Annotated in this window: 1 protein-coding gene; it reads right to left on the minus strand. The window is 47.5% G+C overall.

The annotated features are described in order from the left end of the window. Positions 1 to 320, minus strand: a 320-nt coding sequence (locus tag CHH91_RS18175) for an IclR family transcriptional regulator (protein ID WP_217973771.1), incomplete at both ends; no start/stop codon positions are given.

A 320-nucleotide genomic window follows, 5' to 3' on the forward strand; every position in this document is an offset into this window, starting at 1 on the left:
TTTGCTGTGTCCATAACGTTGTTCACGATTTGGCTTTTTTGCCTCAGCATCCGTTCTTTTGGGCCAGCTACACTAATCGCCGCCTGCATTACTTTTGATGCGTCAAATATGGGCGCCGCCACGCAGTACAGCCCTTCCTCATTTTCTTCATCATCAATCGCATAACCTAGCTGTTCATATTCTTGCAAACGCGCCAGCAGCGTCTCTTTATCGGTGATTGTGTGTGGGGTGATCGGCTTAAGCAATACATGTTCTAAATAATCGACACGTTGCTCCTCCGGCATGAATGTCAAAAAAGCCTTGCCAAGCCCCGTGCAATA

It is taken from the genome of Virgibacillus sp. 7505 (assembly GCF_002272135.1).
In the GTDB taxonomy this organism is placed as follows: Bacteria; Bacillota; Bacilli; order Bacillales; family Amphibacillaceae; genus Terribacillus.